This is a genomic window from Pelagibius sp. 7325, assembly GCF_037652055.1.
GTDB lineage: Bacteria > Pseudomonadota > Alphaproteobacteria > Kiloniellales > Kiloniellaceae > Pelagibius.
In genome coordinates this window covers 1-16,956 of record NZ_JBBKAH010000002.1, presented here as the reverse complement: position 1 = coordinate 16,956, position 16,956 = coordinate 1, and the positions used below count along the sequence as shown (strand labels likewise).

The window sequence follows — 16,956 nt, the reverse complement described above, 5'->3', positions numbered from 1 at the left end:
CATGCGCCTTACGCACTTCTTCATCGATCATCCGATCTTCGCCAGCGTCCTGTCGATCCTGATAACGATCATCGGCGCAGCTGCTTACCTCACCTTGCCAGTATCTCAATTTCCGGAAGTGGCCCCGCCCACCATCGAGGTGCGCGCCACCTATCCTGGCGCTTCCGCCCAGGTGATCAGTGAAACCGTGGCGACGCCTTTGGAACAAGAGATCAATGGCGTCGAGAATATGCTCTATCTTTCAAGTCAGGCGACCGGTGACGGGCAGCTTGTGATCCAGATCACCTTTGCGCTCGGCACCAACCTCGACACCGCGCAGGTCCTGGTTCAAAACCGCGTTTCTATCGCGGAGCCGCGTTTGCCGGAGGAGGTGCGCCGTATCGGCGTGACAGTGCGCAAGAGCTCCCCAGACCTGATGATGGTCATCTATCTCAGCTCACCCGATACAAGCCGCGACCTGCTCTATATTTCGAATTATGCCACCCTGCAGATCCGAGACGTGCTGGCTCGGCTCGACGGGGTCGGCGACGTGCGGGTGTTCAGCGCCCGCGACTACGCTATGCGCATATGGCTCGATCCGGACCGCATCGCCGCTCGTGGCCTGACCGCCGGCGAGGTAGTGGCGGCGTTGCGCAGCCAGAACGTGCAGGTTGCAGCTGGTGTGCTGAACCAGCCGCCGGTGCCGCAGGCAGCTGCTTTCCAGCTCAATATCGAGGCGTTGGGCCGCCTGCAGGATCCACGGCAGTTTGGCGAGATCATTGTGCGCAACGACCCGGACGGCCGAGTGACACGTGTGCGCGACATCGGTCGGGTCGAGTTGGCCGCCCAGGACTACACCACCAATGGCTACATGGACCAACGCGAGGCCCTGCCGCTATTGATATTTCAGCGCCCCGGATCTAACGCACTCGAGACGGCCGCGCGCGTTAAGACCACGATGGAGCAACTGGTCAAGTCATTTCCACCCGGGCTCCGCTACGATATTACCTACAATCCAACGGAGTTCATTCAGCAGTCGATTGACGCCGTGGTGCACACGATGTTCGAGGCCGTCGTGCTGGTTGTGCTGGTTGTCGTTCTATTCCTACAGTCTTGGCGCGCCTCGCTGATCCCGATTGTCGCCATTCCGATATCGCTGGTCGGCACGTTTGCTGTCCTGGCGGCGATGGGTTATTCGCTGAACAACCTCTCGATGTTCGGTCTCGTACTAGCGATCGGAATAGTGGTCGACGATGCTATTGTCGTGGTCGAGAATGTGGAGCGCAATCTGCGCGAAGGCATGAGTCCGCGCGACGCCGCGCATGAGACAATGGACGAAGTCGGTGGCGCACTGATTGCCATTGCCGTCGTGCTGTCGGCAGTGTTCGTGCCGGCAGCGTTCATCCCGGGCATCTCCGGCGAGTTCTTCCGGCAGTTTGCCGTGACGATCGCGGCGGCAACACTGATCTCTTGCTTTGTCTCGATGACTCTGAGCCCAGCACTGTGCGCCATCCTGTTCAAGCCGCACCAGGCGCATACGGCACCTTCTGTGTTTGCGCGGCCTTTCGTCGCCTTCTTCAACGGCTTTAACCGGAGTTTCGACTGGCTTGCTGCGCTCTATGGCCGAATGACTGCTCGTCTGGTTCGTCTCACTGTCGTTGTGCTCGCGGTCTATGTCGGCCTCCTGGGCCTGACCGGCTGGCAGTTCGGACGTGCCCCCACCGGCTTCATCCCAGAGCAGGATCAGGGATACCTGATTACCGTGCTGCAGTTGCCGCCGGGTGCGTCATTGGCTCGCACCGACGAGGTGGCACGCCGAGCCGCGAAGGAGATCTTGCAGGTGCCGGGCGTACAGACGCTGGCAGCCTTTGCGGGCTTCGACGGCGCCACCTTCACCAATGCATCGAACGCAGGCGGCATCTTTGTGGTCGAGAAGAGCTTTGAATGGCGCGCCAAAGCAGGAATTACGGTGGATCAGATACAGGCCGAGATAATGAAGCGCCTCAGCACAATCCAGGATGCCTTCATCATCACGATCCGGCCACCGTCGGTGCGCGGCATCGGTACCGGCGGTGGCTTCAAGATGATGATTCAGGACCAGCGCGGTCGCGGTCCTGAAGCGCTGGAGGCTGCAGTACAGCAACTGATGCAGGCCGCGGCGCAATCGACCGACGTCGCCGGCCTGTACTCGCTATTCAATACCCGAACGCCCAGGATCTACGCCGACATAGACCGCGTCCAGGCGGAGATCCTGGGGGTGCCGGCGAGCCGCGTCTTCGAGACGCTGGAAATCTACCTCGGCTCGTCCTTCGTCAATGAATTCAACCTCTTGGGCCGCACGTTCCGCGTCACGGCGCAGGCCGATGGACAGTTCCGCCAGGACCTGCATGCCATTGGCAATCTCAAGACGCGCAACGACGCGGGTGAGATGGTACCGCTCGGCGCGGTGGCCACGTTCCAGGACCGCACGGGCGCTTATCGTGTGCCGCGTTACAACCTCTATCCGGCGGCCGAACTGCAGGGTTCAGCTGCGCCCGGGCATTCGACCGGCCAGGCCTTGGCGGCGATGGAGAGCCTGGCCGCGAGCGAACTGCCCGATGGATTCGCCTTTGAGTGGACCGAGTTGGCGCTGCAGGAGAAGCTGGCTGGCAATTCCGGCCTCCTGGTGTTCGTCGCCGCGGCGATCTTTGTCTATCTGCTTCTGTCGGCGCAGTACGAGAGCTGGTCACTTCCTCTAGCAGTAATTCTGATCGTACCGATGTGCCTCTTGGCGGCGGTCAGCGGCCTGCTGCTGCGCGGGATGGACGTCAACATCCTTGCTCAGGTGGGCTTCGTAGTTTTGATCGGTCTTGCGGCGAAGAACGCCATTCTGATCGTTGAATTCGCGCGCCAAGCCGAGGCCGAGGGGCAGGACCGTTTCGCCGCCGCAGTCGAGGCGGCGCGCACACGCCTGCGCCCGATCCTGATGACCTCCTTCGCCTTCATTCTTGGAGTTGTGCCACTCGCCATTGCGTCGGGTGCTGGTGCAGAGATGCGCCAATCTCTCGGCATCACAGTCTTCTTCGGAATGCTTGGCGTCACCATCTTTGGCTTGGTATTCACGCCAGTGTTCTACGTCGTAGTGCGAGGACTCGTCGTTCGCCGGAGACGATCCCCGGCAGTCCCGCCGGCAGCCAAAACGGAGTAGGCCAGAGTGGCAGCCGCCAGGCTGCCACCGGCCGACTAATCCGATCCGTTGTTGTGTCGGATCTACCGGCTCCTCAAGGGCACGCGAGGTGCTACTTCGTCATGACCGCGGATTCCGCGACCAAGCGTGGTAACGTAAACTTGAAGGTCGCGCCGTGCGGTGCGCGGCGCGATCCCCAGAAACGACCGCCGTGTGCCTCTACGATTGATCGGCAGATCGAAAGTCCCATGCCCATACCATTCGGCTTCGTCGTAAAAAATGGCTCAAAGATGCGGTTGGCGATGTCCGGGCCTAGTCCTGAACCGGTGTCCTCTATTACCAAAAGAAGGCCATCGCTTTCACAGAGTGCGGCGGAAACCTCCAGCACTCGCGGACGGTCCATGACAGTGCTCATCGCTTCAATGCTATTCATGATCAAGTTCAACATGACTTGCTGTATCTGAACTCGATCGCCCAGGACCAGCCGATCCTCAGTTGCCAACATGGTGCGCAGCTCAACTCTGTGTCGATGTCGTTCGCTGAGTGTGAGCATCAGTACCTCCTCGATAGCATCCCGGATATCAACTTCGGTTATGTTCGGGCCGCCTTTCTGTGCCAGAGCGCGAAGGCTGCGGATCACGTTTACAGCTCGCTCCCCATCGCTAGCGATACGTTCGATTGCGTTTCGCGCCTTTTGCAAGTCGGGCCTTTCCCCGCTGAGGTGACGAAGAGAATTGCTGGCGTCGATCACGATTGCGCCAAGGGGCTGATTGATTTCATGAGCTATCGAAGCGGTCAGCTGCCCAACCGTTGCGATGCGGTTGACGTGAGCAAGCTCCGCCTGTACCTCGCGCAATGCTTCGGTAGCACGCTGACGCTCGGTGAGGTCGAGCACGAAAGCGACACCTTCGCTTCCACCGTCTTCGAAACACGCCGCTCCAATCATCACGGGAACGTGGCTGCCGTCCTGTCGGAGAAACTCCTTCTCAAAAGGCTGCAGACTCCCGGCCGTCTTGAGCTCTGGCAACCATCTCGCGAGGTCGCGGTCGAGCCACTCCGGTGGCGTCAGGTCAGACCAGCGCAGACGGCCAGAGCGGAGATCGTCCCGGTCGTAGCCCACGATACGAAGGAATGCGTCGTTTGCCTCGAGAATGTGGCCCGCAAAATCCCAAATGTAGATCCCAATGATGTTGGCGTCGACCAAGCGCCGAATCTTCGCGTCGCGCTCTTCGAGCTGTCTGTGCAAAGTCGACAGGGTCTTCAAGTCATCCTGCAGTACGTCGCGCCACTGCAGGAGAAGCCGCAGGTAAAGGTCGCTATATTCGTTTCGCCTGTTGTCAAATACGCAGATCGTGCCGAATATCTCGCCATCTGGCCAGGTGATCGGAACGCCCAGGTAAGAGATCATCCCCAGTGTCACCGAGGGATCTAACTGCCACTCGTTGCCCTTGACGGCATCAGCGACATGAAGAGGTTGCCGAGTCGTCATAACGGTTTGGCAATAGGTTTGATCGAGCGGTGCGACTCCATCCGGTTTGTAAGGATTGCCTTTGGACTCGCTGGATATGCAGACTTTGAGGTTTGGTGGATCGACTCGAGTTATCAGGGCGGCAGGAACCTGCATTATCTCAGCGAGCAGGTTCACGATCTCCTGCCACTTGCGAATGGTTTCGGAGGGTACTCGTGCGGAATGTGACATGGCCGATCCCACTGCCGAACAAAGACGAACTTTGTCGAGTCACGCTCGACCGGGAAAAGGATTTCACGCCTCCTACAGAGGCAGCGTTGGAACTGGCGGCTGGCCTCTACTGCAGTGCACCAGACAGAGGGCCAGAACCACCTTGGCGCGTCCATGGGCACGCCCCCTGCAAGCGGGTACCACCTAAGCATACTGTTCGAGAAGGTCGCTATTCTATCAGCGTCAAGTCGACGGATAAGTCAATTGTCAAACGCGGCCGGTGGGGTGCTTCGCAGCGTCTGATAAGCCATGTCCGCCTGGGTACCGGATCAGGCAAAGCATTGGCCGGCTTGATATTCTTGTCCGCGAAGCTGCGCCGACTTGTTTGAACCCAGCGCCGCGATCATTTCGATGCGAGGTGCAGGTGCGCTGCCACTACCTTGGGCACCTGAGCGAGAAGTAAGAGCCCAAATGTCGTCCTTTGGCACGACCCGGACGTTGGGAGGAGGACAGAGCGTGTCCGCTCTGTCCTCATCAGGCGACATTGAGGGTCTAAGTATTTGAGACGGCACCGCGGGAGTCGTCGGACCCCCTGGACGATTGGGGAGAGCAAGCCCTCTCGTGAACCCTGACGAACGTTCCAACACGAGGTGTGTGGGAAACAGGCCACTTCAGAGCCCGTAGCGGTGTAATCGCGCAGTGGCCAGAGAACCATTCTCCCCAGCCGTTGCCATGACCGTTCCCGATAGGTCCGGCTAGGACCACACCCGTTCCCTTCCAACTCCGTTACGGACAGTGCTGATACAATGCCCGATTAACTCCAGACGTGCGCTGCGGCCTCTGCTCGAGGGAAAGCGGCCGTCAACACCGCCGCGACCGCTGCAGCTGAATACCGAAGTCTTTGGCGCGCGCGACCTGAGCGCACGTGATCTGCGCTTGCGCGCGCGCCAGGTCGTAGTGTGCCTGTAGGTTTAGCCAGAACTCCGGTGTCGTCTGGAAGACCCGCGCCAAGAGAAAGGCAGCCTCGCCACTGATGCGGGTGCGGCCCTGGGCGAGCCGGGTGAGCCGACCGTAGGAAAATCCCATGGCACGCGCCAAGCGCGCTCGGCTGAGACCGTGCGGTTTGAGGAACTCCGCTTCGAGGACCTCGCCAGGATGAGCTATGACAGCAGCAGATGTCTCAAGAGTCACGGGCGGCGCTCCAGGTGTCCGTGGGGCAACAGGCATTCTAGCCCATCGAGTGGGAACCCGCGAGCCGGCTGGTCCGACCCCGGCGGGACCTGCTACGTGGTCGATCGGTTGCGATCGTGTGCTCTTTGAAGGCTGCCTGACCACCGCGGGTAAGCCGCGAACGAATGGCGTCGGCTTGAGCGCCTCGCGTCAAGATGTCGGCTTTCAAGCCAATTCAGACATTTGGGCTCAGGTGCCGATCGGGAGCATGTCTCTGGTTGACCCGTTGCGGACCTAGGTCGCTCGTTGCATAGTCATACAATGCCACAACATATCGGATATATTGCGCTACTTGTTCGTGATTACGACGAAGCAATTTCCTACTTCGTCAAAAAACTAGGCTTCACGGTATACGAAGATACTGACCTCGGTGGCGGCAAGCGTTGGGTTTTGGTTGCCCCGCCGGGGTCGGTCGAGGCTCGGCTTCTGCTGGCAAAGGCAGCATCTGCGGAGCAATCGCCTCGCATCGGGAACCAGACCGGTGGCCGCGTCTTCCTTTTCTTGCATACCGATGATTTCTGGCGCGACTACCAAGCCTATCGCTCAAGAGGCGTGGTATTCCGCGAGGAACCTCGGGAAGAACAATATGGCATCGTTGCGGTGTTCGAAGATCTTTATGGAAACCGTTGGGACCTAATGGAGCTGAAGCGATAGCTCCGACTCGATTGTGCGCGAGGACTTGTAGCTGTTTGGACGTGTCAGACGGCACGTCAGCAATTGGCCCATGACTGCCGACTTGCGGCACTGCGGCAATTCGGCAGTTATCTGGGATACAACGACCATGGCGCCAACCCATTTCGGAAGAACAGCCCAGGGCCCGGCAGAGAAAACCGTCAGGGCCATGGCATGTCGGCTATTAGAGGTTGTGCAGAATAGAGTTGCTCGGCATGAGAGTTTCAGTCCTTGACCCCAACCGGACCTCGACTGGAATACTGAAGGAGGGGGCCGCACTTTGGCGCACGGCTGGCTTGGCGCTGTGCAGGGTTTCCAACTGACAGCCGAGCCCAACTTTTTCACGCGGCGCGTTCTTTTTGTGTCGCGACGGAAAAAGAACATTGCTACCTTAAATTGACTGTGGTGCGGGCCGACTGATGCAAGCAGGGGGAGAACTGCGGTGCCAGACAGTGTTGTTGCACACCGCTGCCATCGCGGCAGCTGGCAATCCCGGACGGCAGTAGATCTGGAACAGTGTCGTGGTATCCGCTCAAATCGTCATCTAAAACAAACTGTTAATGACATTTCGGCGGCGTGCTTTGCGCGCCGGCGGCGAGGTCTGCGCGCGTCGCGCCGCATCGGAACACAGGAGGCGTTCCTGGCGCAGCGCACAAAAGCTCAGCGACAACCACAGGTTTTCAGCGACCTACAGGTGCGGACAGCCTGGCGGCGCGCCGCATTACCCGCTGGTATCGGTCATTTCGTACTGGAAAGGGTAGACTGGACATGACCAAGGCCTCTGGGCCCACCACCGCGGCCGAAAACGAAGCCATGCTGTCCGACGAGATGCGGGATGGAGGCTGGCGAATTGGGGGGCAGGCGAAATCGGCAGCGGCGGGACGGCCCGAAGGCAGCAAGGCGCGGCCGAGCTCCGACCAGCTGCTGCGCATGGCCTTTGCGCGAGCCTCGCAGATCTTCGGCCAGACGGTCTCGATCTTCATGCAGTCGCCGCAGCACCGCCACCTGTTGCTGAGCGACCTCGAATGGCGGGTGATCCCGCCCATCGCCCTGCAGCAGTACCGCCTGGTACAGCACAAGGGCGCCCCTGCCGGCTTCATCTCCTGGGCCTTGGTTGACGAGGAAACCGAGCAGCGCCTGCAGCAGCCGAACTTCCGCCTGCGCCCGCAGGACTGGAAGTGCGGCGAGCGCGTCTGGATCGTCGACGTAGTCGCCCCGGCGGCGCAGGCCCCGGTCCTGATCGAGAAGGTCAAGGCGGAGCTGTCCGAGGACCGCGAGGTGCAGGTGAGGAAGGGGGTCCTTTACGATGGAAAAGAGGCCGAAGTGGAATGACTGACGAGCTCGAAGAGTATCAAAAGCGCCTAGTGCCTGCGAGCGATGAAGAAATTGTTGCATTAGCGGAGCGCATGTGGGCTGAGCCAGAGCTTAGGAGCGCCTTTGAACGCGTCGGAAATCACGGCGAACTCACGACGGACGAAGCTGCTAAAGTATCCGCAGTCATCGAAGCATATCGTCAAGGCGAACTATGGAATCGAGACGCTTATCATCTTGCTCTTGCCGCCTGTCTCCTGCGCCAAGTGGCCGCTGGTAGCTTTGAAAGCTTAAGGTCTAAAGACGTTGGTGCATTTCTTGCTGATCGAAAAGTCAGTCGGATAGGTCCAATGATCAAGCCAGTTAAGCCTTCGGTGCAAGAGGTACTTGAATTTGCGAAAGCTCTAGACGCCGACTCATCGTCTCGGTCGGTAATCTTGCAGCTCAAAGACTTTCCGGACTCCCTCGTGCGCGAAGTTGATAAGGAGGGAGTCCTGGCACAATTTGAAACGAGTTATCGACACAAATACGGGCTGATGAACCGTAGCGGGCTTAGTGCCGCCGTGGGACTGCTGCGCGGATTATACTCAGGTTCTTTCAAAAGTCTCGATAGTTCCGCAGTAATCGAGGCTCTTAGACAAAGTCACGTCGTATCAGATTGAGGGGCGGGCTGTGGATAATCTTCTTTCCGTCGATACAACTACTCTTCGCAATCTCGGCGCTCTCGGACAAGAAGGTCTAAACCTCCTATTCAAAGCAAGCGATAGGGTAGTGATCACAGGCGATGTTTATAACGAAATCGTAGAGGGCTTTCAGGATCCGCAAGCGCCGACACGGGTCGCATTCTTGGAATGGTATGATACCAATTTTAATGCCCAGGATCCGGCTTCAAGTAAGATCATCCACCTAGATGCAATGCTTCCTGACGACTATCCGGGACTTAGTGCAAATAGAGGGAACGCTGGCGAGTTATCTCTTGAGTGGCTCGCGAAGGATCAATACACAAACTCAGCGCTCTATGACGAGCTGAAGGTATACTTGGGTGATGGCTTTAATGCTGAATATCGTCTGATTGCTGACGAAGTCGGTGGCTACAATCGGTACATGGATGGCGTCACCACTCATGGTGCTGTGGATCCCACAAAACTCGCCGCCAATAGTCAGTTCGCGCCAGCCTATCATGGCACTCCCGGATTGCTTCAAGACCTACTCGCGCGTGGGGAGATTGGCGGCGCCGACTACAAATCCTATGTTCTATCTCTAAAACAAGCACCTTTCTGGAATTCAAGCTATTCAGAGAAATTCAAAAGTTCGTTTCTAAGCAACTTTGAAGTCGATCAGTTTGATAGAACTTTTCTTCAGAAGTTGGGGATCGATTTTGAGGGAGAGAGCTTGATATTTAAGGCGCCTATTTTTGGCGCTGCCCTCGAAGTCGCACGCCAGGCAGGAATTATTGGCGACGTAATGTCCTTTGCGATCGTAGTCCAAAAGACCAGCGATCTCTATGAACAGGGTGAAACTCAAGCGGCAAATAGAATCTGGGCTTCCTACCTGTTCGAGACGGCGGGCGGGTTCGCCGGTGGCGCCATGGGCTTTGCGCTGGGTCTCCAGTACGCTGCAGGCGCCGGCGCCTGGGCTCCTCTTGTTCCAATTGTCAGTGCTGTTGCCTTTGGCGTCGCGGCCTCTTATGCCGGTGCAGGTTTTGGCGAGTTTCTGTACGACGAGTTCCCGGAAGTATTTGACTACGCCTTTGCCGAGATCGGAGATGTGATTGATTCCCGAATTGTCGAAGGCGAGTACTTCGGTGACGCATTAGTCGGAGCGATAAGCGGCCTGCTGGGTTTCGACTTGAGTGCTGTTGAAGGTACCGCTCAAACGGATTGGTTATTCAGCTCCACCTATGGCACGCTCGATGGTGGTGGAGGTGATGATTTCATAATCGGATGGACTCCGGAGTTCATTGCTTCGGGAAATCCGATCAATCCAGACGACCCCGAAAGTGCAACAGCCGAGGACGATCTGCGGCTTACTCTCGATGGCGGCGCTGGAAACGACATCATTGCCGTCCTTGGCGGCGAGGGTGCCATCGTGCATGGCGGCGCTGGCGATGATGCACTGTTTGTGTGGAGTTTTGCATCGGAGGTCTATGGAGATGAAGGTGCAGACACTTTCTTCTGGGCACCTGACGTTCTCATCGCCGATGGCGAGGCACAAGATCGCATTCTGTTCTTCATCTTCACGCTGACCGGCGGTATTGCCTATGGCGGTGAAGAGGCGCAGTGGGCCTATCAGAGCTTTTTCCCTTTCATTCGCTACGGCATCAATGTCGACGGCGAATTGGTTATCGAAGCTTTTGGTCATAAGATGTACGTCGCCGACTATGTCGGCGGGCCGTTGGCTGAAGAGAATACCCTCGGCATCTATGTGGCACGCATCGAGTTTGCCTTCTACCAGATCCTTGATGAGCGTCCTCCGCTGAAGCAGACGCCGCTCGGCGAGATCATCGACGCCCAACTGAAGGCGGCGGGAATCATCGCTGCCGACGATCCCCTGGCGCTGGACCTCGACGGAGACGGGCTGGAATTCACCGGCCTCAAGACCTCCGATACCTACTTCGATCTCGACGGCGACGGCTTTGCCGAGCACACCGCCTGGCTGCGCTCCGACGACGGTTTCCTGGCGATGGACCGCGACGGCAACGGCACCATCGATGACATCTCCGAGCTGTTCGGAGCGCCGGGCGTCTCCGGCTTCTCGGAACTTTCCGCGCTGGACAGCAACGGCGACGGCGTCATCGATGCTCTCGATGCGGCGTTTGGCGACCTGCTGGTGTGGCGCGACCTGAACGAGGACGGCATAAGCACCGCTGACGAACTCTTCACGCTCGCCGACCTCGACATCGTCTCCATCGATCTGAATTCCACCGTCATCAACACGGAGACGCCCAGCGGCAACGTGCTGCACGCGGAGTCCACCTTCACCTTCGGCGACGGGACCCAGGGCGGCGTCTATGACGTGCTGCTGGATGCCAGCCAGTTCGACACCCAGTACCAGGGTGACGCGGGCATCGCCGACTGGGCGGCAAACGTACCGGACCTCAAGGGCTACGGGCTGCTGACTGATCTGAAGGTCGCCGTCTCCAACGACCTCTCCCTGGCCGAGACCCTGAGCCAGGTGGGCGCCAACCTGAATGTGGTGGACCTCGACGCCCTCACAGCGGCGGTTGAGCCCCTGCTGCTGGCGTGGAACGCCGCCAGCGAGGGCTCGCGGGAGCTGGCCCCGGTGCTGGTGCAGAGCGATGCCAACGGCGCCGAGGTGCTGGACTACGGAGTCTACGTGGAGGACGCCCAGGGCGGCTACTGGACGCTCGCCAGCGGCAATGCCGTGCTCGACGGTCTGGGCGATCCCATCGCCCGGCCGAGCCTGGACGATCTGCTGGCGCAGGCGCCGGGTGCCGGTCAGGCCTGGCGCCTGGAGCAGATGTGGTCGCCCGAACGCGCCACTGCCCTGACAGGTCGTCCCGAGGCGCCCTACAAGGTGTCGCTGAATGCTGACGGCAAGGTGACGGTGCTGGACCATGGCGTCTACGTGGAGGACGCCCAGGGCGGCTACTGGACCCTGGCCAGCGGGGCGGCGGTGCTCGACGGCCTGGGCGATCCCATCGCGCGGCCGACGCTGGAGGACATCCTGGCGCAGCCGGCGGGGGCAGGCGAGGCATGGCGGGTCGAGGCCTTCGCGGAGGCGGAGGCGGCGGCGATGGTGGAGTCCTTCGCGGTCTTCTACACGAACGGCACGGCGGTCGACTACGCCGTCTACGTCGACGACCCCAACGGCGGGTACTGGGCCTCGGCCCAGGCGGTGGCGGAGGCGATCAGCCTCGGCCAGGCGACGCCGGCCGGCGCCACCCATGCCGACCTCGAGAACTTCGTCTCGCTCTACCTCGCGGAACATGCCGGCAGCATCACCGAGAGCCACCTTCTCGATACCCAGAAGGCCGGCTATGCCATCAAGACCGGCGGCGCCGAGCTCAGTGATCTCAACAACCTGGTCGTTACTGTCGATGCCATGGGCGACCTGGTCTACGTCCAGAACGTGGAGCAGCAGGCCGAGTTCCTGCAGGAAGTGGTGGCGCGCTACGACTTCTGGGGCGAGGCGGTGGCCGTGCGCCTGGCGGCGCAGACCGGGCTTTCGTCCTTCTTCGAGGGCGTCGTCTACAATCCCGAGACGGATGTCTTCGAGGCGGCGACGGTTCGCGAGTTGATCCCGCTCTACGAGGCGATCTTCGCCGCCGCGCCGGGCGATTCCCAGGGCGCCCTCGACTACCTGCAGGACTGGCGCGAGATCCTCAACGTGGTCTACGCCGACTTCGAGCAGCACGGCAACGGCGCCATGAGCGCCAGCTTCGTCTTCGCGAACGTGGTGGCCGCCTACGAGAGCACGGGTCTCGCCGCACCGATTATCGACGCCGCCGCGATCCTCGGCGTGCCGACCGATTCGATCATCCACGACACCACGGACAATGCCGTGGTCACCGGCACCGCCGATCGCGACATCTTCTACGTCTCGACGGGCGACCAAACCCTGCGCGGCGGCCAGGACAGCGACGTCTATGTGATCGGCAAGAACTTCGGCCACGACGTGATCGACGATGTCGAGGGGCCCGTCGCCAACCGCGGGCCTGACCTTGTCCGCTTCGCCGACATCGGCTCCACCGAGGTGGAGGCGCACCGCGAGGGCATCGACCTGATCCTGACGGTCACCGCTACCGGCGACACCCTGCGTATCGAGCGCCAGTTCGAGGGACGGGAGCCGGGGCTCTTCGGCGGCGATGCGTCCGACGACACCGGGGTGACCGAGATCGCCTTCGCCGACGGCGTGGTGTGGGACCGGGTCGATATCGCCTGGGCGGTCGCAGACCCGCAGGAGACCAGCGATCTGCTGCAGGGTACGCCCGAGATCGACGTCCTGGACGGCGGCGCCGGCGACGACACGCTGATCGGCGGTGTGGAGAGCGACGTCTATGTCTTCAAGTTGGGATATGGCCACGACCGTATCGAGGACAACAACGATAATGTCCTCATCGAGCACACCGATGTCGTGATCTTCGGCGAGGGGATCGAGAAGGAGGATCTGATATTCTCCCGCAACGGCGGTTCCGATACGTTGGAAATCACTATCGGCGACTACGGCGATGCCCTGACGATTGTCGACCAGTTTGAGGCGGCTTACACCGGCCCGCTCGGCAAGCAATGGCTCGACCGCATCGAGCTCTTCACCTTCGAGGACGGCAGCTACTACAGCTGGCAGGACATCATGGTGAAGATGGTCGCCGACGCCAAGACGGACGGCAACGACACTATCTGGGGCTTTGCCTACAACGACACCCTGGACGGCGGCGCCGGCGACGATTTTCTGGTCGGTGCCGAGGAAAGCGACACCTACGTCTTCGGTGCAGGCTATGGCCACGACACCGTTTACGAGAACGCGCCCAACATCCTTTCCGGCAATGAGGACCGGGTCGTCTTCAAGGACGGCATCACCGAGGCCGACGTCACCTTCTATCGTGACGGAAACTCGAATACCCTGGATATCCTGGTTGAAGGCACCGATGACGTCCTGACCATCCAGAACCAATTCGAGGCCACCTACACCGGGCCCTTCGGCAAGCAGTGGCTCGACCGCATCGAGGAAGTCACTTTCGACAATGGTTTCACCTACCAGTGGCACGAGATCATCGAGAAGATGGTGGCCGACGCCAAGACGGCGGGCGACGATAGCATTTGGGGCTTCGACTATCAGGACACCCTGGACGGCGGAACCGGCAACGACTTTCTCTCCGGCGGCAACGACGGCGACACCTACCTCTTCGGGCTTGGCTACGGCCAGGACGTCATCTACGACGGGATGGACAATCCTCTGGGCGAGGGACAAGACCGGATCGTCTTCCAGGACGGCCTCGACCTCGACGACCTGGCCTTCTCCCGCAGCGGCAACACTCTCATTATTGACGTGACCGCCACCGGCGAACGACTGACCATCCAAGAACAGTTCGGCGCCAACAACCTGGGTTCGCGCTTCGACGAAATTGAGTCGCTGGTGTTCGGAGACGGGACCGTCTGGGGGCGGACACAAATTCAGGAGCATCTGCTGCAGAGCACCGACGGCAATGACACCCTGGACGGCTTCTATAGCAATGATCGGTTGGACGGCGGCCTCGGCAATGACCTGCTGAAGGGGGCTGACGGCGGCGACACCTACGTTTTCGGGGTTGGCTATGGGGCCGACACTATTCAAGATCAGATGGTTAGCATTTTTGCCGACGATCCGGATATCATCGAGCTCGGCGCCGGCATCACGACGGCGGATGTCAGCCTCGCCCGCAGCGGCGACAATCTCATCCTCACCCTGACCGCCAGCGGAGACACGCTGACCGTCCTCGGCCAGTTTGACGCCGGCAATCTGGGGAGCAGATTCAACGAGGTTGAAGAGATCCACTTCGATGATGGTACGATCTGGGCGCGCGCGGAGATTCAGCAGCTCCTGCTGCAGGGTACCGCGGGCAACGATACCCTGGCCGGCTTTTTCAGCAATGACACGCTCGATGGTGGGGCGGGCGACGACCTGCTGAAGGGTGGCGACGGGGGTGACACCTACATTTTCGGCAGCGGCTACGGCGCCGATACCATCCAGGATCAACAGACCAGCATTTTTGCAGAGTCGCCAGATGTCATCCAACTCGGTGCCGGCATCACTCCGGCCGACGTTGCACTGGCACGGGCTGGCGGCAGCCTCAATGATCTCGTCATCACCCTGACTCAAACCGGCGAGACCCTGACGGTGCTAGGTCAGTTCGCCACCAGCAACCTTGGCAGTCGCTACAATGAGGTTGAAGAGATTCGCTTCGATGACGGCACGGTCTGGACGCGCTCGGACATTCAAAATCAGCTGCTGAACGGCGGGGCGACCAGCGGCAACGATACGCTGGTCGGGTTCTCCGGCACCGACATCATGGACGGCGGCGCCGGCGACGACTACCTGCAGGGTGGTAACGGAGGCGATATCTATATCTTCGGCACCGGGTCCGGCAGCGACATCATCTACGACAACGCGACCTCGATTTTCGCCGATCAGGGTGACCAGGTCGTCTTTTCCGACGACATCGCGCCGGAAGACGTCATCCTCTCGCGCAGTGGCAGCAGTCTCATCATCGATCTGGCCGGTTCAGGTGACCAGTTGACTATCCAGGGCCAGTTCAGCTGGAACAACCTCGGCAGCCGGATGCAGGAGGTGGAGTCCCTGGCCTTCGCCGATGGCTCAGTCTGGGACGCCTGGGACATCCAGTTGATCCTGCTCCAGGGTACGGCGGGCGACGACAATCTGCAGGGCTTCTATTCCAACGATACGCTCGACGGCGGCGCCGGCAACGATACCCTGGCGGGTGGCGACGGCAGCGACACCTATGTCTTCGATGTTGGTTATGGCAACGATGTAGTCAGCGATTCCGAGGTTAGCATCTTCGCGGGCTCGTCTGACCGCATTCTCTTTGGCCCGGGCATCGCACCGGAGGACCTGACGGTCTCGAGCGACGGCAGTGCGTTGATCTTCACTGTCACGGCAACCGGCGACAGCCTCCGGATCAACAACGAATTCGGCAGCGAATACAACAGGGTCGAGTCTTTCCACTTTTCTGACGGCACGGTATGGGGCGTCGCGGACGGCACCGCCCGTATCACGCAGGGAACGGACGGCGACGATGCGATCCCGGGTCTCTACACGTCCAATGTCATCGACGGCTTTGCCGGCAACGATACCCTCAACGGCGGCAGCGGCAACGACAGTATAACCGGCGGCCTCGGCAACGACAGCCTGGCGGGCGGCTACCACAACGACAGTTACTTCTACGCCCGCGGCGACGGCGACGATGTCATTGTCGAGGAGGAGAACCGTTACAGCTCGGCGCCAGGCGGCACCGCCGACAAGCTTTTCCTGCAGGGCATCGATCCGGGTGAAGTTTCACTGCTGCGCGCCGGCAATCACGTGACCCTGGTGATTGCGGAGTCAACGCCGGGCGCCGGTGACGGCGGTTCCATCGTGCTGAGGAACAATTTGGAGGAGTGGTACAGCCGGGGCATCGACGAGATTCATTTCGACGACGGTACCATCTGGACCCGGGAAACCCTGAGAGAGGCACTCTTAACGGTCGAAGGAACAGCTGGCAATGACGCAATCACAGGGTCAGAGTTCTCAGACACCATATCTGGGTATGCCGGCAACGACACTATCAACGGGGACGAAGGCAGTGACATCATCACCGGCGGTGGCGGTGATGATGTTCTGTATGGTGGCACCGGGAGTGGGAACGACACCTTCATCTACGCCCGCGGTGACGGCAACGACACGATTGTGGAGTGGCAAAACTCTGGCACGGCGGATAAGCTCGTCCTGCAGGATGTTGATCCGGCCGCGGTGTCGCTGCTGCGCAACGGCAACGACGTCACCCTGGTGATCGCCGAGTCGGGGCCAGGCGCTGGTGACGGGGGCTCCATCCTGCTGATAGCCAACCTCGACGAGTGGTACAGCCGGGGCATCGACGAGATTCACTTCGATGACGGCACCACCTGGACCCGCGCCGACCTGAGAGAGATGCTTATATCGGTTGCAGGAACTGAAGGTGACGACGTAATTGCCGGGTCGAATGCCCAAGATATAATTTTGGGGTACGCTGGGAACGACACCATCAACGCCGGGGAAGGCAGTGACATCATCACTGGCGGTAGCGGTGATGATGTTCTGTATGGTGGCACCGGGAGTGGGAACGACACCTTCATCTACGCCCGCGGTGACGGCAACGACACGATTGTCGAGTGGCAGAACTCTGGCACGGCGGATAAGCTCGTCCTGCAGGATGTTGACCCGGCCG

At 60.1% G+C, this 16,956-nt stretch carries 8 protein-coding genes; 5 read left to right on the top strand and 3 right to left on the bottom strand.

The genetic code is table 11. The features are described 5' to 3' along the window. Position 1: 1 nt before the first annotated feature. Positions 2-3,166 (top strand): multidrug efflux RND transporter permease subunit, encoded by a 3,165-nt coding sequence (locus tag WDC82_RS01970; protein ID WP_340115575.1) that lies wholly within the window; start codon positions 2-4, stop codon positions 3,164-3,166. A gap of 91 nt (positions 3,167-3,257) precedes the next feature. Here WDC82_RS01970 and WDC82_RS01965 read toward each other — a convergent pair whose 3' ends face one another. Both WDC82_RS01965 and WDC82_RS01960 read right to left on the bottom strand, forming a co-directional pair. Beyond that, positions 3,258-4,790, bottom strand: a complete 1,533-nt coding sequence (locus WDC82_RS01965; protein ID WP_340115574.1) for an ATP-binding protein — start codon at positions 4,788-4,790, stop codon at positions 3,258-3,260. 894 nt (positions 4,791-5,684) lie between these two features. Further along, positions 5,685-6,050, bottom strand: coding sequence for a HigA family addiction module antitoxin (locus tag WDC82_RS01960; protein WP_340115573.1), 366 nt, complete (start codon positions 6,048-6,050; stop codon positions 5,685-5,687). Between the two features lie 264 nt (positions 6,051-6,314). On the opposite strand from WDC82_RS01960, the gene WDC82_RS01955 reads away from it, so the two are divergent. The 3 genes from WDC82_RS01955 to WDC82_RS01945 all read left to right on the top strand — a co-directional run bounded on the left by WDC82_RS01955 (position 6,315) and on the right by WDC82_RS01945 (position 8,698). Continuing rightward, positions 6,315-6,707: a VOC family protein gene (locus tag WDC82_RS01955; protein ID WP_340115572.1), complete on the top strand. Its 393-nt coding sequence runs from the start codon at positions 6,315-6,317 to the stop codon at positions 6,705-6,707. 786 nt (positions 6,708-7,493) lie between these two features. After that, positions 7,494-8,057: a toxin-activating lysine-acyltransferase gene (locus WDC82_RS01950; RefSeq protein ID WP_340115571.1), complete on the top strand. Its 564-nt coding sequence runs from the start codon at positions 7,494-7,496 to the stop codon at positions 8,055-8,057. Continuing rightward, complete coding sequence (locus WDC82_RS01945) at positions 8,054-8,698, top strand: hypothetical protein (protein WP_340115570.1); 645 nt, start codon at positions 8,054-8,056, stop codon at positions 8,696-8,698. Before WDC82_RS01950 ends, WDC82_RS01945 begins: the two co-directional genes overlap by 4 nt. A gap of 1,222 nt (positions 8,699-9,920) precedes the next feature. Here WDC82_RS01945 and WDC82_RS01940 read toward each other — a convergent pair. Further along, positions 9,921-10,397: a hypothetical protein gene (locus WDC82_RS01940; protein ID WP_340115569.1), complete on the bottom strand. Its 477-nt coding sequence runs from the start codon at positions 10,395-10,397 to the stop codon at positions 9,921-9,923. Between the two features lie 3 nt (positions 10,398-10,400). Here WDC82_RS01940 and WDC82_RS01935 point away from each other — a divergent pair. Further along, a partial coding sequence (locus WDC82_RS01935) for a calcium-binding protein (RefSeq protein ID WP_340115568.1) occupies positions 10,401-16,956 on the top strand: 6,556 nt, incomplete at its 3' end.